The organism is Mesorhizobium sp. (assembly GCF_005063415.1).
Classification (GTDB): domain Bacteria; phylum Pseudomonadota; class Alphaproteobacteria; order Rhizobiales; family Rhizobiaceae; genus Mesorhizobium.
In genome coordinates, this window is sequence record NZ_SUEG01000437.1 from 1 (window position 1) to 225 (window position 225).

Annotated in this window: 1 protein-coding gene; it reads left to right on the top strand. The window is 66.2% G+C overall.

Features of this window, described 5'->3' with window-relative positions; genetic code table 11:
* The coding region (locus E5W70_RS32950; protein WP_292665540.1) for a TCP-1/cpn60 chaperonin family protein at nt 1-225 on the top strand (225 nt) is incomplete at both ends.

A 225-nucleotide genomic window follows, 5' to 3' on the forward strand; every position in this document is an offset into this window, starting at 1 on the left:
GCAAGATCCTTGAGAACAAGGGCGCGACCTTCGGCTACAACGCCCAGACCGGCGAATATGGCGACATGATCGCCATGGGTATCGTCGATCCGGTCAAGGTTGTGCGCACGGCTCTGCAGGACGCGGCCTCGGTCGCCGGCCTGCTGGTCACCACCGAAGCCATGATCGCCGAGGCTCCGAAGAAGGAGTCGGCTGGCGGCGGCATGCCTGGCGGCATGGGCGGCG